The sequence below is a fragment of the Nostoc sp. C057 genome (assembly GCF_013393925.1).
GTDB lineage: Bacteria > Cyanobacteriota > Cyanobacteriia > Cyanobacteriales > Nostocaceae > Nostoc > Nostoc muscorum_A.
In genome coordinates this window covers 4,102,757-4,128,372 of sequence record NZ_CP040281.1, presented here as the reverse complement: position 1 = coordinate 4,128,372, position 25,616 = coordinate 4,102,757, and the positions used below count along the sequence as shown (strand labels likewise).

At 42.9% G+C, this 25,616-nt stretch carries 18 protein-coding genes and 3 rRNA genes; 10 read left to right on the top strand and 11 right to left on the bottom strand.

Annotation, left to right across the window (positions count from 1 at the left end; translation table 11 throughout):
* Positions 1 to 467: 467 nt before the first annotated feature.
* From FD724_RS17680 to rrf, 3 genes are all read left to right on the top strand, one after another.
* A 16S ribosomal RNA gene (locus FD724_RS17680) occupies positions 468 to 1,959 on the top strand.
* Between the two features lie 367 nt (positions 1,960 to 2,326).
* A 23S ribosomal RNA gene (locus tag FD724_RS17675) occupies positions 2,327 to 5,224 on the top strand.
* A 61-nt stretch (positions 5,225 to 5,285) separates the two neighbouring features.
* Positions 5,286 to 5,403 (top strand): 5S ribosomal RNA (gene rrf, locus FD724_RS17670).
* Together the 16S, 23S and 5S rRNA genes form the textbook arrangement of a ribosomal RNA operon.
* Positions 5,404 to 5,575: 172 nt before the next feature.
* On the opposite strand, the gene FD724_RS17665 is transcribed toward rrf, so the two are convergent.
* Positions 5,576 to 5,773, bottom strand: coding sequence for a transposase (locus tag FD724_RS17665; protein ID WP_179073519.1), 198 nt, complete (start codon positions 5,771 to 5,773; stop codon positions 5,576 to 5,578).
* Positions 5,774 to 6,000: 227 nt separating this feature from the next.
* Here FD724_RS17665 and FD724_RS17660 point away from each other — a divergent pair, with 227 nt between their 5' ends.
* Positions 6,001 to 6,498, top strand: coding sequence for an ISAs1 family transposase (locus FD724_RS17660; RefSeq protein ID WP_256874296.1), 498 nt, complete (start codon positions 6,001 to 6,003; stop codon positions 6,496 to 6,498).
* A gap of 287 nt (positions 6,499 to 6,785) precedes the next feature.
* Here FD724_RS17660 and FD724_RS17655 read toward each other — a convergent pair whose 3' ends face one another.
* Together FD724_RS17655 and FD724_RS17650 are read right to left on the bottom strand one after the other, a co-directional pair.
* Positions 6,786 to 7,577 carry a peptidylprolyl isomerase gene (locus tag FD724_RS17655; RefSeq protein WP_179073518.1) on the bottom strand — a complete coding sequence of 264 codons (792 nt, stop codon included), beginning with the start codon at positions 7,575 to 7,577 and terminating at the stop codon, positions 6,786 to 6,788.
* A 410-nt stretch (positions 7,578 to 7,987) separates the two neighbouring features.
* The gene (locus FD724_RS17650; protein WP_179073517.1) at positions 7,988 to 9,295 is read right to left on the bottom strand and encodes an NF041680 family putative transposase; all 1,308 of its coding nucleotides are present in this window, start codon (positions 9,293 to 9,295) and stop codon (positions 7,988 to 7,990) included.
* 546 nt (positions 9,296 to 9,841) lie between these two features.
* Between FD724_RS17650 and FD724_RS17645 the strand changes: the two genes are divergently transcribed.
* The 3 genes from FD724_RS17645 to FD724_RS17635 all read left to right on the top strand — a co-directional run bounded on the left by FD724_RS17645 (position 9,842) and on the right by FD724_RS17635 (position 13,365).
* Positions 9,842 to 11,176 carry a hypothetical protein gene (locus FD724_RS17645; protein WP_179073516.1) on the top strand — a complete coding sequence of 445 codons (1,335 nt, stop codon included), beginning with the start codon at positions 9,842 to 9,844 and terminating at the stop codon, positions 11,174 to 11,176.
* A 626-nt stretch (positions 11,177 to 11,802) separates the two neighbouring features.
* The gene (gene dapB / locus FD724_RS17640; protein WP_012411217.1) at positions 11,803 to 12,639 is read left to right on the top strand and encodes a 4-hydroxy-tetrahydrodipicolinate reductase; all 837 of its coding nucleotides are present in this window, start codon (positions 11,803 to 11,805) and stop codon (positions 12,637 to 12,639) included.
* 39 nt (positions 12,640 to 12,678) lie between these two features.
* Complete coding sequence (locus FD724_RS17635; RefSeq protein WP_179073515.1) at positions 12,679 to 13,365, top strand: phosphate ABC transporter permease; 687 nt, start codon at positions 12,679 to 12,681, stop codon at positions 13,363 to 13,365.
* 532 nt (positions 13,366 to 13,897) lie between these two features.
* Here FD724_RS17635 and FD724_RS17630 read toward each other — a convergent pair.
* The 5 genes from FD724_RS17630 to FD724_RS17610 form a co-directional block, all read right to left on the bottom strand.
* Entirely contained in the window at positions 13,898 to 14,527 is a 630-nt protein-coding gene (locus FD724_RS17630) for a precorrin-8X methylmutase (protein WP_114084626.1), read from the bottom strand.
* 104 nt (positions 14,528 to 14,631) lie between these two features.
* Positions 14,632 to 15,441 (bottom strand): TPM domain-containing protein, encoded by an 810-nt coding sequence (locus FD724_RS17625; RefSeq protein ID WP_179073514.1) that lies wholly within the window; start codon positions 15,439 to 15,441, stop codon positions 14,632 to 14,634.
* 260 nt (positions 15,442 to 15,701) lie between these two features.
* On the bottom strand, positions 15,702 to 16,241 hold the full coding sequence (locus tag FD724_RS17620) for a DUF948 domain-containing protein (protein WP_179073513.1): 540 nt from the start codon (positions 16,239 to 16,241) through the stop codon (positions 15,702 to 15,704).
* A gap of 11 nt (positions 16,242 to 16,252) precedes the next feature.
* Positions 16,253 to 16,603, bottom strand: coding sequence for a YtxH domain-containing protein (locus FD724_RS17615; RefSeq protein WP_114084629.1), 351 nt, complete (start codon positions 16,601 to 16,603; stop codon positions 16,253 to 16,255).
* A 237-nt stretch (positions 16,604 to 16,840) separates the two neighbouring features.
* The gene (locus FD724_RS17610) at positions 16,841 to 17,176 is read right to left on the bottom strand and encodes a hypothetical protein (protein WP_114084630.1); all 336 of its coding nucleotides are present in this window, start codon (positions 17,174 to 17,176) and stop codon (positions 16,841 to 16,843) included.
* Between the two features lie 641 nt (positions 17,177 to 17,817).
* On the opposite strand from FD724_RS17610, the gene FD724_RS17605 reads away from it, so the two are divergent.
* Positions 17,818 to 18,813 (top strand): metal ABC transporter solute-binding protein, Zn/Mn family, encoded by a 996-nt coding sequence (locus tag FD724_RS17605; protein WP_179073512.1) that lies wholly within the window; start codon positions 17,818 to 17,820, stop codon positions 18,811 to 18,813.
* Between the two features lie 95 nt (positions 18,814 to 18,908).
* Here the strand turns inward: FD724_RS17605 and FD724_RS17600 are convergent, their stop codons facing one another.
* The gene (locus FD724_RS17600; RefSeq protein ID WP_114084633.1) at positions 18,909 to 19,442 is read right to left on the bottom strand and encodes a DUF4330 domain-containing protein; all 534 of its coding nucleotides are present in this window, start codon (positions 19,440 to 19,442) and stop codon (positions 18,909 to 18,911) included.
* 394 nt (positions 19,443 to 19,836) lie between these two features.
* Between FD724_RS17600 and FD724_RS17595 the strand changes: the two genes are divergently transcribed.
* The gene (locus FD724_RS17595; RefSeq protein ID WP_179073511.1) at positions 19,837 to 20,697 is read left to right on the top strand and encodes a M48 family metallopeptidase; all 861 of its coding nucleotides are present in this window, start codon (positions 19,837 to 19,839) and stop codon (positions 20,695 to 20,697) included.
* Between the two features lie 90 nt (positions 20,698 to 20,787).
* On the opposite strand, the gene FD724_RS17590 is transcribed toward FD724_RS17595, so the two are convergent.
* On the bottom strand, positions 20,788 to 21,543 hold the full coding sequence (locus FD724_RS17590) for a metallophosphoesterase family protein (RefSeq protein WP_179073510.1): 756 nt from the start codon (positions 21,541 to 21,543) through the stop codon (positions 20,788 to 20,790).
* A 254-nt stretch (positions 21,544 to 21,797) separates the two neighbouring features.
* Between FD724_RS17590 and FD724_RS17585 the strand changes: the two genes are divergently transcribed.
* The gene (locus FD724_RS17585; RefSeq protein ID WP_179073509.1) at positions 21,798 to 22,082 is read left to right on the top strand and encodes a DUF2470 domain-containing protein; all 285 of its coding nucleotides are present in this window, start codon (positions 21,798 to 21,800) and stop codon (positions 22,080 to 22,082) included.
* A 46-nt stretch (positions 22,083 to 22,128) separates the two neighbouring features.
* Here FD724_RS17585 and FD724_RS17580 read toward each other — a convergent pair whose 3' ends face one another.
* Positions 22,129 to 25,284: a plasmid replication protein, CyRepA1 family gene (locus FD724_RS17580; protein WP_179073508.1), complete on the bottom strand. Its 3,156-nt coding sequence runs from the start codon at positions 25,282 to 25,284 to the stop codon at positions 22,129 to 22,131.
* Positions 25,285 to 25,616: the final 332 nt, after the last annotated feature.

Genomic DNA, 25,616 nt, shown 5'->3' with positions numbered 1-25,616 from the left:
AAGGTATTGATAGTTAGTTCAGGCATTTGGATTTAGGATAAATCCCTCCAGCAAGACTGCCTCCTACCTTTTTCGATAATGATTACTATAATCACTTAGCTTGCATCAGAGCCAATTTAGAAAACTAACTAGCTATATAAAGTTCAGCTACTGCGTCTATGCCTTGCCTATATTGCTTAAGTCATTCACTTGAAAGTAATGCCAGCCAAGAGATTTGCCCTTTTATAAAAAAAAAATAAATTTACCCCTTGACAAACCAGGGGATGACTAGTTACTCTAGTTAAGTGGAAAGGCGAGAGAAGCCAACCACCACTGAACCTGAAAAACATAATACTTTGAAAGCTTAAAGAAAAACCAATCCTCGTCAAAGGATTTTACTTTTTGGAAACCCCAAAAAGATAATAACCAAAATTAGTAACTAGGATTCCGAAAAATATTTTTTCGGATACACAAACTCGAAACACAACAAAACGGAGAGTTTGATCCTGGCTCAGGATGAACGCTGGCGGTATGCTTAACACATGCAAGTCGAACGGTGTCTTCGGACACAGTGGCGGACGGGTGAGTAACGCGTGAGAATCTGGCTCTAGGTCTGGGACAACCACTGGAAACGGTGGCTAATACCGGATGTGCCGAGAGGTGAAAGGTTAACTGCCTAGAGATGAGCTCGCGTCTGATTAGCTAGTTGGAAGTGTAATGGACTCCCAAGGCGACGATCAGTAGCTGGTCTGAGAGGACGATCAGCCACACTGGGACTGAGACACGGCCCAGACTCCTACGGGAGGCAGCAGTGGGGAATTTTCCGCAATGGGCGAAAGCCTGACGGAGCAATACCGCGTGAGGGAGGAAGGCTCTTGGGTCGTAAACCTCTTTTCTCAGGGAAGAACACAATGACGGTACCTGAGGAATAAGCATCGGCTAACTCCGTGCCAGCAGCCGCGGTAATACGGAGGATGCAAGCGTTATCCGGAATGATTGGGCGTAAAGCGTCCGCAGGTGGCAATGTAAGTCTGCTGTTAAAGAGTCTAGCTCAACTAGATAAAAGCAGTGGAAACTACATAGCTAGAGTACGTTCGGGGCAGAGGGAATTCCTGGTGTAGCGGTGAAATGCGTAGAGATCAGGAAGAACACCGGTGGCGAAGGCGCTCTGCTAGGCCGTAACTGACACTGAGGGACGAAAGCTAGGGGAGCGAATGGGATTAGATACCCCAGTAGTCCTAGCCGTAAACGATGGATACTAGGCGTGGCTTGTATCGACCCGAGCCGTGCCGTAGCTAACGCGTTAAGTATCCCGCCTGGGGAGTACGCTTAAGCAACGGTGAAACTCAAAGGAATTGACGGGGGCCCCGCACAAGCGGTGGAGTATGTGGTTTAATTCGATGCAACGCGAAGAACCTTACCAAGGCTTGACATGTCGCGAATCTTCTTGAAAGGGAAGAGTGCCTTCGGGAGCGCGAACACAGGTGGTGCATGGCTGTCGTCAGCTCGTGTCGTGAGATGTTGGGTTAAGTCCCGCAACGAGCGCAACCCTCGTTTTTAGTTGCCAGCATTAAGTTGGGCACTCTAGAGAGACTGCCGGTGACAAACCGGAGGAAGGTGGGGATGACGTCAAGTCAGCATGCCCCTTACGCCTTGGGCTACACACGTACTACAATGCTCCGGACAGAGGGCAGCAAGCATGCGAATGCAAGCAAATCCCGTAAACCGGAGCTCAGTTCAGATCGCAGGCTGCAACTCGCCTGCGTGAAGGAGGAATCGCTAGTAATTGCAGGTCAGCATACTGCAGTGAATTCGTTCCCGGGCCTTGTACACACCGCCCGTCACACCATGGAAGCTGGTAGTGCCCGAAGTCATTACTCCAACCATTCGTGGAGGAGGATGCCTAAGGCAGGACTGGTGACTGGGGTGAAGTCGTAACAAGGTAGCCGTACCGGAAGGTGTGGCTGGATCACCTCCTTTTTAGGGAGACCTACACCCCTTACATATCGAAAAACACACAGTTAAATAGATAGTAAGTTGGTCTAACCTAGGTCGGTCGAGAATTGGTATTAGTATAAAGCTTTCAAAGTATTAATGGTTCAGAATATAAACAAAAAACTTTGTGAGAGTTCAGCAACATGACACACGTGTCAGACTGCTGAGTTGTATCTCAGCCAGAACCTTGAAAACTGCATAGAAACGCGAAAATAGCAGGCAGACACAGACATTCTTAGTACTGATTGCTGAGTTGTGAGTGCTGAGTAAAATCAGTGCGAAGTGACGAGGTAAGCAGAACTAACTATTTGTTTTTGTGAATGCAAATTGTGAAACACCAAATGAATTGAGTGGTCAAGCTAATAAGGGCTAACGGTGGATACCTAGGCACACAGAGGCGATGAAGGACGTGGTTACCGACGATATGCTCCGGGGAGTTGGAAGCAAACATTGAGCCGGAGATTTCCGAATGGGGCAACCCTATATACTACCTGCTGAATATATAGGCAGGAGAGAGCCAACCCAGCGAATTGAAACATCTTAGTAGCTGGAGGAAGAGAAATCAAAACAGAGATTCCCTAAGTAGTGGTGAGCGAAAGGGGAAGAGCCTAAACCAATTGGTTTACCGATTGGGGTAGTGGGACAGCAATATCGAATCTAGCGGTTAAACGAAGCAGCTAAATACTGCACCAAAGAAGGTGAAAGTCCTGTAGTTGAAAACTCAAGGATAGTAGCTGAATCCCGAGTAGCATGGGGCACGAGGAATCCCATGTGAATCAGCGAGGACCACCTCGTAAGGCTAAATACTACTGTGTGACCGATAGTGAACCAGTACCGCGAGGGAAAGGTGAAAAGAACCCCGGAAGGGGAGTGAAATAGAACATGAAACCGTTAGCTTACAAGCAGTGGGAGGACTATTTAAAAGTCTGACCGCGTGCCTGTTGAAGAATGAGCCGCCGGCGACTTATAGGCACTGGTAGGTTAAAGCGAGAATGCTGGAGCCAAAGGGAAACCGAGTCTGAAAAGGGCGATAATCAGTGTTTATAGACCCGAACCCTGGTGATCTAACCATGGCCAGGATGAAGCTTGGGTAACACCAAGTGGAGGTCCGCACCGACTGATGTTGAAAAATCAGCGGATGAGTTGTGGTTAGGGGTGAAATGCCAATCGAACCAGGAGCTAGCTGGTTCTCCCCGAAATGTGTTTAGGCGCAGCGGTAATGATTATATCTGGGGGGTAAAGCACTGTTTCGGTGCGGGCTGGGAGACCGGTACCAAATCGAGACAAACTCTGAATACCCAGAGCACACATTGCCAGTGAGACAGTGGGGGATAAGCTTCATTGTCAAGAGGGAAACAGCCCAGACCACCAGCTAAGGTCCCCAAATCATCGCTAAGTGATAAAGGAGGTGAGAGTGCACAGACAACTAGGAGGTTTGCCTAGAAGCAGCCACCCTTGAAAGAGTGCGTAATAGCTCACTAGTCAAGCGCTCTCGCGCCGAAAATGAACGGGGCTAAGCGATGTACCGAAGCTGTGGGATTAATAATAAACGATTAATCGGTAGGGGAGCGTTCCGTCGTAGGTAGAAGCAGTAGCGGCAAGCAGCTGTGGACGAAACGGAAGTGAGAATGTCGGCTTGAGTAGCGCAAACATTGGTGAGAATCCAATGCCCCGAAACCCTAAGGTTTCCTCCGCCAGGTTCGTCCCCGGAGGGTTAGTCAGGGCCTAAGGCGAGGCCGAACGGCGTAGTCGATGGACAACGGGTTAAAATTCCCGTACTGATTGTAGGTTGTGCAGAGGGACGGAGAAGATAATTGTCAGCCGGATGTTGAGCCACTCTAGTTCAAGCGTCAAGATGTTGAGAGACGGCGAAAACGTTTCGAGTTGAGGCGTGAGTACGACCCACTACGGTGGGGAAGTGGCATAGTCTAGCTTCCAAGAAAAGCTCTAAACACGTTAACTTACAGTTACCTGTACCCGAAACCGACACAGGTAGGGAGGTTGAGAATACCAAGGGGCGCGAGATAACTCTCTCTAAGGAACTCGGCAAAATGGCCCCGTAACTTCGGAAGAAGGGGTGCCCACCTAAGACGTGGGTCGCAGTGAAGAGATCCAGGCGACTGTTTACCAAAAACACAGGTCTCCGCAAAGTCATTAAGACGCAGTATGGGGGCTGACGCCTGCCCAGTGCCGGAAGGTTAAGGAAGTTGGTCAGGGGAAACCTTGAAGCTAGCGACCGAAGCCCCGGTGAACGGCGGCGTAACTATAACGGTCCTAAGGTAGCGAAATTCCTTGTCGGGTAAGTTCCGACCCGCACGAAAGGCGTAACGATCTGGATGGTGTCTCAGAGAGAGACTCGGCGAAATAGGAATGTCTGTGAAGATACGGACTGCCTGCACCTGGACAGAAAGACCCTATGAAGCTTTACTGTAGCCTGGAATTGTGTTCGGGCTTGGCTTGCGCAGGATAGGTGGGAGGCGATGAAGTATTCCTTGTGGGGAGTATGGAGCCAACGGTGAGATACCACTCTGGCGAAGCTAGAATTCTAACCCATGACCGTTATCCGGTCAGGGAACAGTTTCAGGTGGGCAGTTTGACTGGGGCGGTCGCCTCCTAAAAGGTAACGGAGGCGCGCAAAGGTTCCCTCAGCACGCTTGGAAACCGTGCGGCGAGTGTAAAGGCATAAAGGGAGCTTGACTGCAAGACTGACAAGTCGAGCAGGTACGAAAGTAGGCCTTAGTGATCCGACGGCGCAGAGTGGAATGGCCGTCGCTCAACGGATAAAAGTTACTCTAGGGATAACAGGCTGATCTCCCCCAAGAGTCCACATCGACGGGGAGGTTTGGCACCTCGATGTCGGCTCATCGCAACCTGGGGCGGAAGTACGTCCCAAGGGTTGGGCTGTTCGCCCATTAAAGCGGTACGTGAGCTGGGTTCAGAACGTCGTGAGACAGTTCGGTCCATATCCGGTGCAGGCGTAAGAGCATTGAGAGGAGTCCTCCTTAGTACGAGAGGACCGGGAGGAACGCACCGCTGGTGTACCAGTTATCGTGCCAACGGTAAACGCTGGGTAGCCAAGTGCGGAGCGGATAACCGCTGAAAGCATCTAAGTGGGAAGCCCACCTCAAGATGAGTGCTCTCACCACGTAAGTGGGTAAGGTCACGGGAAGAACACCCGTTCTTAGGCGGTAGGTGGAAGTGCAGTAATGTATGTAGCCGAGCCGTGCTAACAGACCGAGGGCTTGACCTCAAAAATCATTTGGTTTCGCGTTTCTGTGCAGTCTTCAGGGTCTTCTGACTCTACAATCTTTCCTGGTGTCTATTGCGCGGTGGAACCACACTGATCCCTTCCCGAACTCAGAGGTGAAACGCTGTTGCGGCAACGATAGTTTAGGGGTCGCCCTACGCAAAAATAGCTCGCTGCCAGGGATTATATTTAACCACAACAACTAAAGAAAAGCCTTCTCAATTCATCTTGAGAAGGCTTTTTTTTCAACAAGTTATAGCAATCGCCAAGGCAAGTAGAATGTTATGCGAAGAACATCTTCTATTACATCTCCAAGACATTCAAATTAAATTAGTTGTCTACGAATTCGAATCTTCAACCATGACCAACATCGCTCAATTTTGTGTTTTGGTCAGGTGAATAGGATAGCAAGTATTTTAAGTGACAGTCCGCCGCTTCAATTAATTCTTGAATACGTCCACCTTGATGAAATATAGCATCATCTGTAACTACTATTTGTCCAGGTTTAAGCATCGCGATAAAATAAGTTTCTAGTAGCCAAGTTTTAAACACGTTTCACTTACCAATCTCCATCAATAGTAAACGGAAGTAAACAGAGCGAATAACTTCACATTACAACAAGCGGCAATCATATTAACTAGCCCTTATCTCCTCCAGGGTTAGCGCATCTCAAAGCCTATTGACAAGCGAACTTGCCTGATCAGCAATAAGGTTTGAAACAAAGTGGCGCTATCAGAGCTAGGGTAAGATTTAATTCATCTAGCTGCAAGCTGAAAGTAATGTCAACAGGATTTGAGAAGAAGAAGAGTAAAACTGAAACATCTTTTACATCCAATGTAAATAGCTTTGACATTACCAGTAAGTTTCAAGAATACTTCACACAAGTAAAAGACCCCAGAGTGGAAAGAACGAGATGGCATTCACTCAGTCAACGAGTAGAGAAGGGACATCACCGCATCGAAACTCGTAAAGTTTACACTGTGCAACTGTCATACCTCCCTGCACTCCATGAACAAGATTTGTGGGCAGGATTGACAACAATAGTTATGGTGGTGCGTTCAATTCAGCATTGGAATAAGACTACTCATGAGGTGCAATTTTACATCACTAGTCTTGCCAGTGATGCGAACAAGATTGGTAGCGCAATTCGACAGCATTGGGGGATTGAAAATTCTGTTCATTGGACATTAGATGTCACCTTCGGTGAGGATGAATGTCGGATTCGTTCTCTGCACAGCCCACAGAATAATGCTAAAGCTACGTCGCATTGCCCTTAATGCCTTAGAAAGAGAAACATCTTTTCATCGTAGTATTCGCCAAAAATCACGGCGAGCCGCGATGAACGATATGTATATGATTTCTGTATTGGTATCTGCGCTTCCAAACTCAGTCCCTCTAACATAATCTTTCTGTCAATAAGGTTTGAGACGCGCTAACCCTGTTATCTCCTCGCACTTTTAACGCAAGTACTCAACAGACAGAGCCACTACGAGGCACTGTTTTGTCGTCAGAATTATGCAAGCCAAGTATGGTATGTTGAGAATCAATCCCATACTCAGATTCCTTAAGATTTATCGCCCTCTCCCTGTCCTCCTGTGCCCTTCTCCCCTTGTGGTGCAGACATGATTTGCTTTTGCTGTTCTTGTAGCCAGGTTTCAAAGAGTTCATTCAGTAGTCGGACTTTCATAAATTCATCTAGTTGTGCGGGGATAAATTTTTCCAGCCGCAAAATCACGAACCACTCGGCAATGCGGGTAGGGGGCAATATCTGGCCTGGTTGACTGCTAGATAGCATTTGCACCATTACCGGATGTAGTGCATTCAGTTCAATTGGACCTACTAAGCCGCCAGTTTGGGCTTCTGGCCCGAGCGAATATTCACGCGCCAAGTCAGCAAAAGAATTTTCTTTTGCCTGAATCCGGAAGTAAAGTTCTTGGGCAATTCCCACATCCTGGGTTCGCAGTAGGGAATAAATTACTTTGTCTAGTTTTGCTTTGGACTGAAAAAAGTAGGATTCCAGTTTATTACCCCAAGTGGCTTGCTTGAATTTTTCAATTTTAAGCTTACGAGTTGTAATAACTTCTAGCTGTTCGGTAGTCAGCCCTTGATGTGCCATCCAAGCCTGGATGTCTTCTTCATTTTTTAACTGTTTTTCAGCATAAAACTGCTGTTTGGCTTGCGCTATTTCCTCAGGTGTACACTCTATTGCTATCTTCTCGGAGCGTGAATTCTGCTCTATGGCCTCATCGATGATCAATTCTCTCTGCAACTGTGGCAGCATTTGGTAATTTCCTAGCAAGGAAATCAACTCACGCGCTGTGATTGTACGATTACCGATTTGGATCGCTTCAGTCATTAGCTTTCGGGCATCTCAATAATAAATATCTAGTTTGTTAAAGAAGCTAAACCGTAGCCCATTCACTGGGAGCTTTTGTCTTAATTTTACCGAGTTAGGTACACTTATCTTACTTTCTCAATAATTACACACTTGAAAATATACAGATCATATATGCTTGTATAAAAATTTTACGTAAAAACGATCATACGTGAAGACAAGATTAAAAGGGATAATCCCTCTTTCATGAGAGTGGGTTAAAACCTGATAGCGGTTCTCGACAATGGTGAGATACGTTATCTAAGCTACTAAAGCTTGGGAAAAAATATTTGGGTGTACCTCAGTACTGGAGTTTAGACTAAGCTATGCAAAACGACCCAGCAGGGCTGAGTTAATTAGAGACTTAGCGAAATTATAAATAATCTTTAGTATTAAACCGCAACTGATGGCTCTTTACGTGGTCGTGTTACGATTTTTTTAACAATCGGGCATCGGTTTTTACGGTGACGCTTTTTTCCGGCTTCCCAACCAGGGGACTTTCCGCGAGGTTTGGGTGGAAGGGCTGGAGTACCAATGGCGGCGAAAACTCCACCCATAGCTTGAGCAACTCTTCCAGGGGTCAAATTACCCTGAGATTTCTGCCAAGGTAGAGGATTGTCAGCAACGATATCACGGGCTAACCACAACTCCCAAGTCATAAAAGGCATTAAGTCGCTCCACCGCTCGGATTGTTTAGGAGTGCCTAGCTTGGGAACAGTCCAATGTAGACGTTGTTTTAAAAAGCGATACCAATGGTCAATTGTAAAACGACGCAAATAAAGTCGCCAAACTTCCTCCACAGGTGGCATTTCTTCTCCTACCCAAGCCAACCACAAAGGTCTTAACACTCTCAAGTTACCTTGTGCATTGAGACGTTCAACCCGCAGGAGTAGCATCGGACACGCTGCCGCTTTACGGAAATGTAAATTTTTCCAGAGGCTAACTCTTACCCGTTGTAGTTTCGGATCATCCAATTCTAAAACAGATTCTGCATCACTCCATGTCGCGGGTTCACTAAGTTTGAATTTAGACCCGTGTTTTTTGGGTCGTCCTTTACCCGAATAAGCTTCAGGTTCACCCCATAAACAAAGATTTGAGCGCAATCTTACCAGAATATCTGCGGGAATACTGGCAGTTTTCAACACAAAAGGCGCACACCCATATTCACTGTCCCAAACTGAAATTGGTCTAACGGCTAAATGTTTACACACCTGTTTAAGTTGCCAAACCGCTTTCTGAATTGGGCTTTCGCCACTTGTGATCCGTTCATGTCTCAAGGGTAGGGCCCAACTACCTGATTTTTCTGGTATCCAGGCAATTGTGCTATATCCTTGACCAATGCTAATCGGTTTATTTTCTGCTATGGATGTGCCACTATGCTCATAAGTCCTCTCTTGCAGCGTTACTGCATCAGGGCGAGGCCAGTTTGTGTGGTCGCCTGCTAACAAGGGTCGTCCCTCTACTGGTATCTGTTTGATGTATAACTGCATCAATTTCTGTCGCTGCGGTCTGCTATCTTGTAGCGCTTCATAAATACTTGACCACTTGCGTCTGAATACGGGTGATAAAGATAAGTCTGCTAATGAATAAACATTGCGAGTCAGTAATATGGCATCTGTTAATTCAAAGGTCGCGTCTTTGGCTCTACCTAAATATTTGTAGGCTACTTGACGAAACTCTTCAAGTCTGGCATTTTTCATGTTGGCAGGTGAGTAATGGTAGTTCTTTTCTCACTTTCTGCCAAAAGGGGGACTGTATTCAATCAGACACCCCTTTTTTTCTTAATCATTCCCCATCTAATCTCTATCTGATAATGATAATCGAATAGGGAGGGGGTGGGAGAGAAACGAGCGTCGCTCGTTTCTCTCCCACCATTTTCATGATTATCATTATTGTATTATTCTCTCTGCAAACATACTACACAATAATTGTTCAAGGTCGCGGATGTTTTGAGGCTGACAAGATAATATTTTTAACCTCTAATTCCATTTGGTTTGCGTTCTCTCATATCGCTTTTAGTCTAAACTCCAGTCAGTAGCTTAGATAACGCTATACTTCATTGACTGTAACGTCGAAAACTCGTTAATTTATCTGAGATTGACAAAATAGGGTTATTCCTCTTTCGCTCCCAGCCAGAAGATGGGTAAAATCTGCTAAGTGCAGGAAACCATAAATCTAGCTATTGCTAGATGCTGTAATTCTCTCAAACGCTATAATCTACATCTGTTGCACAGAGAGATTAACTTGTGGATGTCATATTAGAACGATCGCACGAATTAAAACAAGCCTTAGTTGATTTTGTCCTTGATGCTGAAGGCGAACTGGCACAAGCACTGGAAACTTATGCAGCAGAACAGTTGCGCCGTGGAAGTGGCGATAGTACACAGCAAGACTTAATCATTGATAGCTTTCTAACAGCAGGGAAAGTCGGTGATAAGTCTCCACTAGAGTTGTTTATCGAAAGCCATCCAGATTTAGAAGAGAGCGATCGCAATCTGATCAAAAGCTGGCATCATAGTTTTATTGGTTTATTTGCCATTACTAACATCTTACCTGATGGCTTTGAATTGACGAACTGCTTAACAGATAAATGCTACGTCGTCAAGCCTAACAATACCCAAACATTACAGGCAATATCTCGGTTGAAAATAGGAGAAATTTTACTAACTCGCATTTCTCCTGTTACCGATAGCTACTGGATGTTTTCTGGCCCTTACACAATAATGGGTAAATTAGGTAAACCAAAACTGGCTGTAGCAATTGGCAACTTCAAAGAAAACTATAAAAGTAATCTTTACAGCGATGCTCCAGACTTGCTAGAAGAAGCTTGGCAGTCAGTAGAACAATATCATCAGCAGTTTGTGGACTTTTTTGGCACTGATGAAATCACCCTACCTGGATACCAACTTAATAAAAAGATAGGGGAATTTCAAGAAGTAATTACTGAAAAAAACTTCGCAGCCGCAGGAATTGATACTTCCAAATCCTTGGCGGAAGTGGCAGAAGCCGCTGGTATTGGAGACGAGGAAATTAAAGCAGCAGCACAAGAGTTTGGCGCTGATTCTAACGTAGTCTCTCAGTTGTTAAACAGCAAAGGCGGCAATAGCAAAATGGTTATGCCAAAGGTTGATTTACCTGCCGAACTAAAGAAAGCAGAACAGGTAACGGCTCTTTCTCATCCCCGTTGGGGACAAATGTTTTTACCAACATATAGTAAGGTACAAGCAATCTTATCAGCAGAAGACTGGCAAAGTGTTCAAGGGGCGGAAAAACTAGTTCGCTACTATCTCGAAGATAAAAGTATTAATGCCTTCATTTGGAATCGATTAGCGCAACAATATCCAATTCAATTACAAAATGTGTTGCAAATAGTTCTGAAACGTCCAGAGTTTCACCTTGAAAGCGACTTGGATGTGCTTTTGCAAGAATTCCACAAACCGATTGAGCCAGAGCTACCAGATATTGCCAGTGTACCGATACATTTGCATAACTTATTTCAGGAAGCTTTAGGAGAAGTTAACAAATCTAAACCAAAGGGGAAAGGGCAAGCAAAGCCAGCAAAGGGTTTTCAACGAGGTTAGTAACTCACCGTTCGCGTAATGGCATTCATGCTCGAAACCAAATAACCCTTCGATTCGGTGTTAGCACAGGATTTCTGTAGCTTCTTGTAAAAATTTTTTGATGACATTTGGGAAAGTGTGTTTCTTTACATATCCCTCATTTCATCAAATTAATTCTCTATTAGGCGAACGGTACACAAAAAACCCCGACTTGATAGCCGAGGTAGATGGGAGAAGTCTAAATGTCGATGAGATATAGCGATACCGAAATCTGTTTTTATTAGTTAATACCAGTTAGGTAGTTAAGTTTAGTTATTGCTAAGTTATGTAAACGAATTTAACAGAAATATTACAAATAGTCAACTAGGCTTGACAAAAAATTCTGATAGCTACTACAAGAACTACTTATCAGTCAGAGTATAGGATTTTTTTAGATATGGGGTAAACGCAATAGGCAAAATAAAATGGGTTACTGGCTAAGAAAGTGGGATGAAAATGAGAACCGATCTGCTTTAGAGTTAGAAAACTGAGGGATTAGCTGCATCAATCAAGGTAGTCGGAATTAAGCCAGAGATTTGAGAAGCTAGCTACTAGATCACCAAAGTCTTTACAATTCCTTTGTTAGCTCAAAAAGTATTTCTCGACCTATGACAAATCAAGCTCCTATCCCGGTTATTGTCAACGGTGCTGCTGGTAAAATGGGCCGTGAGGTGATTAAGGCAGTGGCGCAAGCGCCTGACTTAAACCTAGTGGGTGCAATTGACCACAGTTTGGAACATCAAGATAAAGACGCGGGAGAATTAGCGGGTTTAAGCGAACCCCTGGAAGTGCCAATTACCAATCAATTGGAACCGATGTTAGGGTATGTAGCTGGCGACAGACAGTCTCCTCCAGGGGTAATTGTAGACTTTACTCATCCCGATTCAGTTTATGACAATATTCGTAGTGCGATCGCCTACGGTATTCGTCCTGTAGTTGGAACCACTGGGTTAAGTCCAGAACAAATTCAAGACTTGGCAGACTTTGCCGACAAAGCTAGCACTGGTTGTCTAATTATTCCTAATTTTTCCATTGGTATGGTGCTGTTACAACAAGCCGCGATCGCAGCCTCCAAATATTTTGACCATGTGGAAATTATCGAACTGCATCACAATCAAAAAGCTGATGCTCCCAGTGGTACTGCCATTCAAACGGCGCAGTTACTAGGAGAATTGGGTAAAACTTTTAACCCTGCTCTTGTAGAAGAGACGGAGAAATTACCAGGGGCAAGGGGCAGTATAGCAGATGAAGGGATTAGAATTCATAGCGTGCGCTTGCCAGGACTGATTGCTCATCAAGAAGTTATTTTTGGCGCAGCAGGACAGATTTATACTTTACGACATGACACGAGCGATCGCGCTTGCTATATGCCAGGAGTGCTACTAGCAATTCGCAAAGTCTTAGCGCTAAAGTCGTTAGTATATGGATTAGAAAAGATACTTTAGACTTTAAATACACTATTCAGCCTTCATCACTCAGCACTCATGTTAGTACCACTGACTCGCCAGAAATTTGAACAAGTTATCCCCCTAATTGCCACTGGTTTGCAGTACAAGTACTATTGGGGGAAGTTTTCAAATTTTTTGCAACGGCTGTTAATTTCTGTAGTTGCCATAGTTGTTCTATTGCTTGTGACAGTCATTTTTAAACTTGAGTTTGCTTCAATAGTATTTGTGCTGGGGGTAGTTAGCGCTTTTTTTTGGCTGTGGTATCCAGTGTTTCAAGCAAGTATGCGGAATTTGCAATGCCGCCGTTATAAGTATGGCGGCTTTTTCCGTGGTCGAGTCCTAGATTGGTGGATCACAGACCAGTTGATGGGGAAACAAGAAACAGTCAACAGCAAAGGCCAACTGGTAATTGTGGAAAACCGAGAAAAACAAATTAACTTAGAGGTGGGTGATGAAACAGGATTTACCATTGAGTTTGTAGCACCATTACGTCCTGCTCATAAAGTTATTACTCGCGGTCAAATTGCCGAAATGGTAGTGCTGTCAAATCGTGCAGATTTAAGCAGTATTGAACAATTCAGCGATATATACATTCCCAGTCGTGACCTGTGGATTAGTGATTATCCTTATCTGCGGCGGGATTTCTTTAACGAAGTCGGTCGTCGCTTGCGTGAAGACCAACAACAAAAACCGCGTCGTCGCCGTCGTAGAGACGAGGATTGAAAAAGAAAGTCAAACACAATCTTGGATTTTAAATTGACCCCATACCGTTGATGCTAAGGCTTGATTGAAGAAGAATTTAGAAGTCAGAATCAAGACGCTCGATAGCGCAGCGTTAGTAGCGATGCAGGAGCGTCTGACTCCCTATCAGTCGGGGATTAGCCCTGCGACTGATTGTTCACGTTTGCGTCTCGTAGAGAAGACCACCAAATTGAAAATTTCCAGTACCACTAACGTAGTATGTTTTCGGTGTCGTCTTAATGCTAATTAACTGCCGACTAGATAAGATGATTTCCTTGTTAGTAGATACTTGATGCACGTTTTCAACTAAAGATACTTTTATATTTTTTCCCTTAGCCAAAAGACTCAATACTAAGGGAATTGCAAAGTATGCACTTCAAAGTATGCACTTAAGTTGAAACCTCTAATTACCACAAAAAATGGCTCCTTGTTCAGGACTACTTAACAAAAATATCAGGATATTCAGTGATTTTGAATGCTCTTTTGAATAAAAAATACAATAGAGTCGACTTTCCTAGCTTCCCCGATTTCCATCTTGTCCATAAGCTTGCCAAGCCAAGTCTACCAATCCATCAACGATCGCAGCTGCTACAACTGCATTACCTTTGCGACTCTCAATTGTAATATGGGGCACTAAGGAGTCTTGTAAACGCGCTTTCGCTTCATCAACATTGACAAATCCTACTGGAGTCGCAATTATCAAAGCAGGTCTAATTTCCTCAGCCTCAATTAAATCAACTAGTGCTGTTAGTGCTGTTTGTGCTTGACCAATCACAAAAATGCCCTCTGGATAACGCTTTGCTAAGGTTTCGATTCCCCATGCTGCCCGAGTTTTTTCTTTTTGAGGGCGTGTCAGAGCTTCCATGCTGCAATACACCGGATTAGCAAAGGTGTTTTGAATCTCAGATGCAATACCTACTTGTACCATCGGGACATCTACTACAATGGTGGTACGCGCGGCTAGTGCTGCTGCTCCTGCTTGTAAGGCACGTTCAGAGAAACGAATCAAAGACTTATACTCAAAGTCAGCTGTAGAGTATATTACCCGACGCACAATCTCGTATTCTGCGGGTGAAAAGACATGATTTTCAATTTCATTATCAATGATTGCTAAACTTTGAGCATCAGTTACGTGCCATTCCATTTTTCTTGAGCTTCTTAAATATTAGCTTTCAGCTTATCAGCTTCAGGGATTTAGGAGTTAGGAGTTAGGAGTTAATTAAAAACTCATAACTCCTAACTCAGCACTTATAACTCATTACTAGAAGAAGGCCGGCTGAAAACAGGAGATAAGTAGGCAACCAAGACACCGATAATAAAGCCAGAGATATTGCGAACTAGAGGTAGCCAGTCGCTTGTACGTGTCACCACTGGCCCAATACCAAAGGCAATAAACAATATCCCCCATAAAGGTGAGAAAATTAAAGCCCATTGCCAAGCAAAAACTTGTCCTTTTTCGCGGGGTTGAGCTGCAAATCCACAAATTATCCCACCAATAACTGAGGTAATCAAGGTGAGAATCCATTGCTCTCGTGGTAGTCCGGGAACAACATTGCAACCACCTTTGAGCAAACAGCCTTTAACAGATTCTAAAGCTTGCAGAATGGCTTGGTCTTCGCCTTGTTCGCGGACAAAGTACAAATTACCGAAGCGGGTTTGCAGTTCTATCCAGAATGTCCTGGGTAAAAGTTCATAAACAGCATCGCCGACGCTAAAACTGAGGATGTTACCGCCACGAGAATCGGCAACTAGTAAAATACTTTTGTCATCCAAACCCCAATATTTTATAACTGCCCGGCCTGGGGTGCGGTCATACTGGGTCAATACTCGCAGTTTCCAGCCTGTATCGGCTTCAAACTGTTCTAAATCTTTGACAAGCTTTTCTTCTTGCAGCACAGGCAGAGATTTAGCTAAGTCTACAACTGGGGTAAAGGTGTCAGGGAGTAACTCAGGATTGTCATAAGCCAATGCTGGGGGAGAATGCATGACCCAAATTGACCCAGCCAGAAAAAAGACTGCGATAGATAGCAGAATTCGTCGCCAAAAACAAGATTGCATGGACGTTTTTATACAAATATCAACGGTAGAGGTGAACAAGTTGTTTTAAAAGAGTACGGGAAAAATGATAGTTCTTTACACTTGTTTACTTTACTCTAATCTAAGGGATCAAAGCAAAGCGTTTTTGGGAATAGGGCACTAGAGGCAGAGGGGCAGGGAGCAGAGCGGAAAGAGATAATTTATTATTCTCCCCCTTGTCCTCTGCTCCCCGGTTTCTTTTCTTAGCCCCTAGTCCCTAGTTCCCATTCCTTATTACCCATTCAATCTTCGTCATCAAAATTGCTTTCCCAGTTAGCAGCGTCGTCGTAACCTTCGTTAGCGCGGTATACTTCTGTTTTTATGCGGCGATTTTCTTGCCTTAGCACTTCTCGTTCTCGCAACGTTAGTGGTGGTTGTTCATTGCTTGGCAAGCGATCGCTATTTCGTCTCGTCGGTTTTGGGCGTGTGAAGTTTCTCCAAGCAGCTTTCGCGCCAACAAAGATGCTGCGTGTACCTACTTGCAGATTTTGAGCCTGAATTCTTGCACTATCGAGGGTTTGATCGACTTGTTTGGCTACTTGACTGGCACTTTTAACACCTTCACTAACATCATCAGTTAAGTCAGTTATTTCCAAACCAGTCACGCGAATAGCTTCTAGAGTGGGCGGTAACTCTCGTGAGAGTGTATCAAATAGCTTTTCTGCACTGCGAGCAGCGCGTGCTAACTCTTGCAAAGCGGGTATTGCCGCCACTAAAACCGCAGTCAAGCTTGTGGCGACTAGAAGTAAGGAGAGTCCCAACCAAAACAGGGGATCAATCACGGTAATGTCATTTATGAGCGTTCTAATGGCTGGGGAAGATAATCTGAGTCTTCAGGTGATGTTTGCCGCTGTAAGATTTGACTTTCCTTTTGAGTGGCATCTACACCTGCTGCGATCGCTTCCCGTAATCGATCTAAAGTCTCATCCCAGTTTCGTAGTGCGCTGGCAGAGAGACGATCTGCTTGGATTTGCACACTTGTTGATAAATCTTCTGCCAATTCTGGGATAGCATTGGCAGATTTCTTCAAGATTTTACGCGTTTCGCGCCCTGTACGTGGAGCCACGAGCAAACCGGTTAAAGCACCGATGGTAGCTCCCAGCATCAAACCGCCAATAAATACTCCAGAACGGTTATTAGACATATTGTTGTTTCTCTCCTTACACCTATTTTAGGTGTGTTTTCTCTCCTTGTAAGGCTCACCGATTTTATTCAGTTAATCTATCCTGACAAAATATCAGCCAAAAATGTTGCTTTTATTCATTAAACATTAAAACCATTAATTACTTATGATTCAAAACTCCCTGGGTTACTTTCCCTCTGTATCTTTGTACCCTTGTGTCAGCCCTAATTATAAATGTTCATGTGAACTTGACATAACTCATTTGGCAACAGTTCTTTTCCCGGATATTAACTCTAGCCTGCGAAAATAACGTTGCCAGATTTGCTGTCCTTGCAAAAGTAGACTGACAATTTGTCGCACTTGTTGGATTTGCATTTTTAGTGCTTGATTTTTCTGCCGTAAGTTATAAATATTTTCCTGGCTGAGATAAATATTTTCGGGTGCTTTATTTAATACTGTATGAGTACAACTTTCATAAACAGTTAACGTATCTGCTATATATGCTAGCTGCTGCTTGAGTTGCCACACTCGCCAAGCCACATAGAGTAGTATCAACGAAATGAGGGTATTAACGAGGATAACTAAAATTACCATTGTTTATCTTCACCAATATCAGCTTTGAGGAATTGTTCTATATACTTGACTACGAATTTTAGATTTTAGATTTTTTTTGGGGATGAACCAAAAAATCGCCAATTCACCAATTTTGTAACAACTATATGCCCACACCTCGCAAAACCACAGCTACAATTGCCTTAGATTCATGACTCGGTTTGCGAAATCAACCCGTATGCTTAAAAAGCCCCAGTTTTACTACGTTTCACTCCTTAACCTGATAATTCTAGTCAATTTGCGACCTTTGCAACATCTAAGCACAATGGCATAGCCCCTTCAACATCCTGTGAGAGAACTACACTACACTCCTTATTGGAGGCTCCTCAGCATCGCCTTTATTATTGTGCTATTACCTCTACCAGTTTTCCAGTTTGTCGCGTGAAGTTCACTAACATTTTGCTTGCAAAACCTCGCCAGTGCTTCAAATTGCTGGATGTGCGGTGGAGACAAGGAGAGTGGGAAAGGAAAGAGTCTATTAATTCCTCTTCTCTTATACAATTTTCCTAGCCGATGGCTTGTCCCTCTTCCCTTAACCTTCTTTTTGAAGGCTTATCCGTGGTATTTCACTAATTAGTTACTAATAATGATTACTTTTTCTCTATATCCAGTAGAAGGTAAGGATGTCAAAAAAATTACCATCAACTAATTCCTTCCGAGCCATTTTAGTTGCTTTGACAATTGGATTTGTTGGGTGTGGAAATCAAGCTGCAAGAACTGCATTCACTCAAACTACCACCCCGGTAAATGAGAACCTTCCTCAAGTTGTAGCAACAACAAGTGTACTATGTGATTTAACCAAGCAAGTTGCCGGGAATACAGTTAACCTCACCTGCTTAATTGAGCCTAGTGCCGATCCTCATACTTATAAACCAAAGCCGGAAGATCGTAGAGCCATTGAGCAAGCTAATCTTATTCTCTATAGTGGCTATAATTTAGAACCAAATCTGATCAAATTAATTAAAGCGACTAAAAACACTGTACCGAGAATAGCCGTTGGGCAACTTGCGGTATCTAAGCCACAAAAATTTCATAAAGACGGCAAGAATTTAATTAATCCTCATCTTTGGCACAATACCAAGAATGCGATCAGAATGGTGGAGGTAATTAATAGTAATCTGAGAAAATTAGAATCTAGTGATGCAGAAACTTATAACAGCAATACCAAAAAAATTACAAATGAACTTACTCAGCTAGATAGTTGGATTAAGTCAAGAATTACGAGTATTCCTGCCAAAGAACGTAAGTTAGTTACAACATCTAATGCACTGAGTTATTACGCTAAAGCATACGGTATTCCATTAGCAGGAGGCGGATTACAAGGTATTAATAGTGATCAAAACTTGACACCTACACAAGTGAGAAATTTAGTTACAAATATTAAACGGGCTAAAGTCTCAACAATTTTCCCTGAAACGGCAATTAACGAGAATTCACTTCAATCTATAGCAAAAGTTGCTGAAGTGAAAATTTCTGATAGAAAGTTATATGTTGAGGGACTTGGTGAACCGGGAAGCGAGGCGGACACTTATCAGAAAATGATGATTGCCAATACACGCACAATTATAGAAGGGTTAGGAGGAACGTATTTAATGTTTCAACCTAAAACTGCTAATTAGTTATAAATTTAATTAATAAATCTGATAAACCGAAATCTTTTAGATTAGCGAAAATTCGGTTTATCAGTCCTTTTTTGAAGACGAAAATACTAATGCTATTTGTCTTTTAATCTAATATCAATCACAGTTGCATTGAAGTTGTAATTAAAGCCTTCTAACTCAAATGGCATTCCAATTTTAACTTTACTGTTACCTAGAACGGGGCCATTGTCAGTAACCTGGGCTTTACCGTCTAGAGTCAAAAGTAAATCTGTACTAAAATTGTTGGTTTTTGGATCTGGTAATTCTTTTACACTGCCATCAGGTTGGAAAACATTGACTGTTCTAGGCAGTTGTTGAATGGATTTAATTTCAATCTGCCCATAAGGTTGATTGCGGATAATCACATTAGTCTTTCCACCTTTTTTTAAACCTTGGTTAAATAATTGCTCAGGGTCACGGACATTCAAGCCACGAACTACTAAGTCTACTTCTATAGGTATTGTTTTCGCACCAACTTGGGCAACAGAACCAGAAGTTCCAGGAAAGACAAAGATGCCAAATATCACTAGCAGAATTACCAGTGCAGCACCTAAATCTAAGAGGTTGATTTTGCCGAACAAGCGACCTTTTGAATCTAAAATAGCCATAAAAATTTTTCCTAGGTAATAGCGAAGTAATTGATTGTAGCAAGAAGGTTTTTGATGGAAACAGCAATTTTTCCTATTTGGTAATAACTCAAAGTGGCTAGGCATTGCGGTTATGCGACAGTTTATCACGAGTTTCGTAAGTTAGCAGGGGTGGCAGCTAACCCTGAAACTTTTGCCCGTTCAGACTGACGCACCCAGAAAGTAATATCTAGTGTTTAAGCCTATCTCTAGAGGGAATCTCTAGTCCACCACAATTCGGTAGATTTGCGTAAGCATTAGCTGTATCACAACTCATTTGCTATTGAGTTAAGAATGCAACTTAGAATCCTCTAAATGCGTCTCATAATTTGTCCGATTATTTTATGTCCTCCCAAAATAATATTCAGAGCTTATTATGTTCAATTGGAAAGTTTTTGTTGCAAATTACCGAGTCTGGCGGCGTAGCTGGTTTTATCCTTTAATTTCGGTGGTAGTTGCCCTGAGTCTGTGCCTGAGTACACCCGTGCCTGGAAGAGCTTTAGATTTCTTGCCTCTTCTACTCCAAGGAGTTCAGGCATTTCAGCTTTCTAATATATCCCCTAACCAAGAAGTTGATCTTGGTAAGCAGATTAATCAGGAATTAGTTGGCAGTCAAGTGCGACTTTACCGTAATCCCGAAGTTAATCGCTATGTAGAACAAGTTGGTCGGCGTTTAGCAGCCAATAGCGATCGCCCGAATCTTCCTTATACCTTTCAGGTTGTTGAGGATGACAGTATTAATGCTTTTGCTACCTTGGGTGGCTATGTCTATGTTCATACGGGTTTGCTGAAAATCGCAGACAATGAAGCGGAACTAGCAGGTGTACTTGCCCATGAGATTGGTCACATTGGTGGGAAACACGTGGTCAAACAGATGCAACAAAAAGCGCTCGAAAGTGGTCTATTAACAGCAGCAGGCTTAGATCGGAGTACGGCGGTGCAAATTGGTGTCCAGTTAGCGCGAGACTTGCCTCGCAGTCGTAACAATGAATTTGAAGCGGATCAAAGAGGACTACGAACTTTGACACGCACTGGTTACGCCCAGTCTGCAATGGTTTCGTTTATGAAAAAGCTGCTTGGAAAGGGTTCTGCACCAACATTTTTGAGTACACACCCCGGAACTAGCGATCGCATTGATGCTCTCAGACGTGCAATTAACTCCCAACCTAGTAATGGAAATTATGGGTTGGATAATGCTAGTTATAAAGCTAATATTCGACCATTAGTAAAGTCTTGAGGAAATGGGGAATGGGGAATGGGGAATTGCTTACTCCCCCTGTCTCCCTAATCTTCCACATCTTTCCCTCCACCTCATCTCGAATATTGTTTAATTTTTATTGCGGCGATCGACTTTGATTTTGCCTGGATTAACAGTAATTACAGCCTCTTCTAAAGGCAGGGCACGGATATATTTTTTAAAAATGTTAACTTGATAAACTAGGTTATTCGTGACATCTAGTGCGGTCAACCAGCCACTCCGGGGATGATAAGCGCCAGTATCTATGTCTAGCCATCCCTGTCCTTGTGCCAGTTTCCCAGGAGAAACACCAGGCAGAGTAAAAGTAATTGTGTGACCGATGATAATAAGCTTATCTGGAAAGTAAGGTTTTTCGATGCTGTGAAATTCCTCTCGTATCCAGCACAGTTGATCGGCAGTTTGTTCTGTCACCGACTTAGAAGGGTCAACACCAGCATGAGTTAACCAAATATCCCCCAAGTCGAGATATGTAGGCAAACTCTTGAACCAATCCAGATGGTCATCGGGGATTGAAGCCTCGTGGTAACTGGCTACGGTAGCTTGCCCTCCACTGTACAACCATGCTTGCATCGTCGGGGAGGAAGTTCTTTCATTAGTCAGAATGTTTAATAACATCTGCTCATGATTTCCCAGCAAACATGGGTAGTTATGTCGTTTGACAAAATTAACTACTTGTGAGCTATGAGGCCCGCGATCAATTAAGTCTCCCAAAAAATAGATTTGATCATCTGACGTGGGGGCGATCGCCTCCAACAAAGTCATTAAACCTTCATAGTGTCCATGTACATCCCCAATTACTATTCGTCTGGGGCTAGTTTCGCTCATTGTCTCTTAGCTTCAATAGTTTTGCTAATACTTCTGCTACAGTTTAAGCTGTCTGGTTTCCGTAATGAAAGGTAAAAACACTGAACTAAGTTTTATTTTAATTTAATTATTATTCCAGAAATAAATATTATTAATGATGATAAACATAGAGTAGTATGGAAAGTCTTTACTGCTAGTAAAGAAAATTAGCAAATTCCACTCGCGTTAGCTTAAAATCTAAGCTATTGCTGTATTTCTAACTTTTTACCTCAACAATGTCTAAAGATTTTTCTGCTGAGATTAGTTCGCGCATCTGCCAGCACATGAATGACGATCATGCTGATGCCATAGTTCTTTATGCTAAAACTTTTGGTGGTGTAACAGATGCGATCGCAGCAAAAATGTTGTCAATTGATGCACAAGGCATGGATTTGACAGCACAAGTCAATGGTGAAGCTGTACTAGTTCGCATTCAGTTTGATCATGTTTTAGTGGATGCAGAAGATGCTCATCAAACTCTGATTGCAATGGTGAAGCAGGCGCGGGTAAATGCAAAGTAGAAATTTGGAACTCCCTAAAGACCGCCATTGCGCTTCATGTTAGCTGTCACCCAGAGATAGCTACCTCTTCCTTGACTACTGCGGTATGAGGCTGGGTTTGAATAATTTCAAACTTCCAGTCCGAAGAATAATCAGGTAAATCATAGCCAACACTCTTAACATGAGCCAGCATCAACTCATCGCGTTGGTGCCAAACAGCAAATATGCTTTCCCTGCCATCATCAAGCGTTTCTAGGTCGATTTTATAAACCTCATTTACCCGTTTTAGTTTCAAGCCCAACAAATTTAAGAGTCGGCTGAGTATTTTTATTGCCGAAACCTGCTCTTTTTCTCCGACTAAATTAATACCAAGCGCCCTTTTAATATGCTTACTATGCTGAAAAACAATATTTTTAAGCATTATTAAATCTGGATTACTCTCGGTAAACTCTCGTTCTGGTTCGAGAAATTGAAGCATTCCTAACGCTCTCATTGCTTCAACTTTGAGCGTGTAAGTTTTTAAATCTGGTAGAAAAACTTTCCCTTCACCCCAAGACAATTGCTGATGCCATTCTTGTTGATCTCTGATGTGAAAATACTCACTTTCGTGAGTTAGATAATAATGAATTAACAATTGACGATAATATCCTTGTTCATCTTGCAATTTCAGCCAAGGAGTAACTTCTACACCATACCTTTGTCTGAGAACATATTTATTAATTTGGTTGCGTTCTCCATCAGTTAGAGAATGCTTCACTAATAGTTGCTCATATTCTACATAATCGATATCATTGGCATTAGCTACAGCCGTGGCTACTGATAGTTGATTTTGCTGCTTAATATCTTTAATTTTACGTTTAATTTCTTTAGCTTTTTGGCGGCTTTGCGCCCAATCTTTTTGAACTTTGACAATTTCTAAAACTAATCTTCTGCGGGTAGCTAAATCATCGGCATCAGTTGCCAAAAATGCCAGCCGTAAGTCTCGAATAATATTATTATGAACAGCATTACTACGCATTTGAATTTGATGTCCATCAGCAATTAAACCATCTTGCATTGATTGACGGTAGAGGCGGATAGAAGCATTTACCCGTGCAGATAACTTAGCCCAAGTTCGCAAATGAATCGGGTCATGAACTAAAGGTAAATCTACATCTATTTTGTGTAGTGGACTAAGCAACGCTAAGTTTTCTTTTTGATTTTCTTGATACCAGTCAGATAGCAAGCGATAATTTGTACTACCACTACCAATTAAGCCAATACCTCGTTTCGCACACCAGACAACACGCGGCACATCATCTCGCACTCTCGCTAATGCTTGTCTTGCTTCCGAGTCAGGAATTACCCCTTGAAAAATGCCATAAACTCGGTCGAAATGTTGGACATCAATACTAATTCCTGTACCCAGGCTAGGCGTAACAAAAACGCCGTCATATTCAGAGATTTTTTGATTGATAGCTGCGATAAAATCAACCGCTTCATGACCAGGTGTATTTGTAGTGTGGCTACTAACTACCAAAGTTTTAGGAAATTGCCTTCGTAATTTTTGTAACCGTTCTTTGAGATAACGTTCGATTGTTTCACAACTGTAACGCCCAGCACGACTATCAGTAGTAACATAACATTTACGTCCAGCAAGTAAATCTAATTCTAATTGGTGAATTAGCGGGGTTGGGTTCGGCGAATCGTAAAAAGTTACATCCCAACCTTGTTGAGGCTTCCATTGGTTGAGAACTACCCAAGGCGTTAATTTAATTCCTGCTAATCCCTGTAGATATTCAAGTGATACATCTGATAAATCAGCATCTTGGGCAATTACTAACCCCCCAGTTGTTAAAACTGTGGAAATTAGTTGCTGGAATAATCTTAATATTTTTACACGTTTATGTTTACAAGTATTACTGTTTAGTAGATGCCACAAAGATTGCTCTACTTCATCTAAAATTATTATTGCCCCGTGCCAATTTTCAGGATTAAGCTTCCAAATGGAATCAACACACAGTCCAAGAGATTGCTGTGGAGAGAGTGAACGGAGGATGGGAGGAGCGGGGGTAAGTGTTTTATTAAGCCTTTTATCCCCATCTTCTTTATGCGTTCCCCATTGAATACCAATTTTTTCGCACAAAAATCGTCCTAGTAAAATTCTGTGAGTAATTAATAAAACAGGTTGCTTTCTAATTTTTGCTTGCTGAACAACGGCTTGCAGTGCTGTAGTTTTACCTGTTCCTTTTGCAGACTTGACTCCTACTAATCCAGAAGTTGGAAAAGGGATTTCACCTATAAAAGGTCGATTCAAGGTGAGAGCAGCAGGAATAGTTAACTCAGTATGGGGTTTTGTTTGAGCAAGATAAATTTCTAAATCTACACTTTGGCGATAAATTTTCTCGAAACTAGTTGCACCTTTCGCAACGATAAACTCATCAACCCCTTTTTCTATTCCTGGAAGTTCGATAACTTTAACAGGGCAATTTTTTTGCTGGAATAAACAACCAAGTTGAGAAATAGCATTATTTACAGCAGCAATTGTTTTAGGTTGAGTTTCAAAATCAAAACAAATATAAAAGCTACGCTTTGTAATTGCAAACGCTGCTAAGTCAGGAATTAGCTGACGACGGGTAACTTTGCCAAATTCATCTTTAACAACCCGATAACCACTGGTAATTCCGGGAATAGCAATAGCTGCATAGCCTTGTGTCAACAGTGTTGCTGCTTTTTTCACACCCTCGCAGAGAATCAGGGGAATGTTATGTTGCATCACCCATTGCCAAAAGCCTCTAGCTTCACCATCAGCAGTAATGGTGATATTTTCAGGCATGACCAGATTGTAACGTCCAGCGACTTGCTGCCACACTTGCAGCGTTACCCGCAAACAAAATACCCGCGTTGGTGTGCTAGGGGGATGCTCGTATTTGATGGACTTAGCATTGTGATTCTGTCGGGGTTGGTTTGGTTTAAAGCATCCCCATTCCATCATTTGCCAATTATTCAAAGGGTCTAGCCCAGAACACCACCAACCCCCTTCAGTAATATGAGCATAACGCTGCAACCAGCCAGCTTTCACCATTCCGGTATTGGTGCGGGGGAGTAGCTCAGAAATCAATAGATACTCATAAGCAGTTACGCCTTGGAGCGACCTAAAATTGAGTTGCACTAAGTGTAAGTCTATACCACTACTCTTGACTAATTCCTCAAGGTGTTGGGGGTGTAAATAGTGCAGATGCATAGGGAAAGACCCGAAGAGAAGACGATGAGATTAAAACATTAGCACGCATCTGTTTTTTTTCTATAAGCGAGATTGCTAGGCTTTTATGATGCTTTTTTTACTTCGTCACGGGAGACACATCGGTTAAGCCTCTAGTAGGTTATTCTGCCTATTAGATCTCCAAAGTAATAATTTTGTATTGTGATATTTGTTCTATTTTAATTTTTATTTATCAGTAAATCTCTGCTTAAAGAATGCGATCGCTAGAGGGGTTGCAGTAGCGATCGTCATAGGGTAACATCTTGCAAGACAAGCTTTGTCAAGAATCGTAGACGCATACTGGCTTTTAGCTA